Below are 1,115 nucleotides of genomic sequence, written 5' to 3'. Positions count from 1 at the left end.
GGACCGGGCTTGCCAGCGTGGCGGCATACCCGCCGCCCGGACTCGCGGCGCGCAGCCCGGCCTGTTCGGCCCCTGAGAGTCCGGCCAGGGCGAAGAGGTGACCCTTACGGCGACGAGGAGGGCGAAACCGGCGAAGGAGACTGCGTCCAAGGCATACAGCATCGGCAGCCCCCTACCGGTGCCCACAAGGAAGAGCGTTGCCAAGGCAGATGCGGCGCCCAGCGCGCCCCCAAGGTTGACAGCAGCGTTACGCCAGGCGAATGCCGCCTGGCGGACAGGACCCGGTGCCGCCTGGGCCAGCATCGCGCCCAGGGTCGGGGCCAGCACGGTGACGGCGGCGGTGTGGGCGAGCAACGCCGAGCCGCCGGCCAGCGGACTGGTGGCGGCAGCTATCCCCGTTGAAAACACCGCAGTCGCGGCCGGGGCCATGACGACGACCTTCGGCCCAAACCAGTCACACACAGTGCCCCCGAGGACGGCACCGGCCAGTGCTACGACGGCCCGCACCACGAGCACCAGGCCGACGACGCTGGCCGGGCTGGCACACGTCGCGCAGATAAACCAGCAGAAACGGGACGGTGGTGCCCGCCCGACGCTGGACAGCAGTTCCTCGACCACCACGATCCGTGCCGACGCGGGAAGGCACGCGCCTTCCCGCGTAGGGGGCGGACCGGAAGCGGTCACGGACCGTCGTCATCACGGTCGAGCCCTTACCTGCTCCACGCGCCGTCCCCGGCCACCTCTGTCCTGAGGCCTGGGAGCCCGGCCAGATCCGCCACTACGGAAGCTGCCCATGCGCGCTGACAGAATCAGTCGGCAATTACGATCTCGTTGTGGTTCGACCAGCTGTCCCCACCGACGGCGAACACCGAGACGGGCGTCGTGCTTTTGTCCACCTCGGCGTCCAGGTCGACAGGAACGACGATCTCGTTGTGGTTCATGCTGCCCGCCTTGCTGGCGCAGATGAGCTCGAACTCGGCAACGTCCTTCATGGCTTCTCCTGCTTCGTGTCCAGCGGATCCCCGCTGGTGCGCGGTGATTCAGATGTCTGAAACGTATGCGGGTGTCCAACGCTCCTGAATGAGTAGTCGGTACCTACATTGCTTCGGACGCCC

At 67.9% G+C, this 1,115-nt stretch carries 1 protein-coding gene and 1 pseudogene; both read right to left on the bottom strand.

Annotation, left to right across the window (positions count from 1 at the left end; genetic code table 11):
- Nucleotides 1-621 (bottom strand): annotated as a pseudogene (locus tag ACWEBX_RS41285) (hypothetical protein); the annotation flags it as partial.
- A 188-nt stretch (nt 622-809) separates the two neighbouring features.
- Nucleotides 810-992 (bottom strand): hypothetical protein, encoded by a 183-nt coding sequence (locus tag ACWEBX_RS41280; RefSeq protein WP_451889799.1) that lies wholly within the window; start codon nt 990-992, stop codon nt 810-812.
- Nucleotides 993-1,115 lie beyond the last annotated feature (123 nt).

Source organism: Streptomyces sp. NPDC005070 (assembly GCF_053600395.1).
Note: the sequence above shows the minus strand (reverse complement) of the source record. Positions and strands in the feature narration are given on the sequence as shown.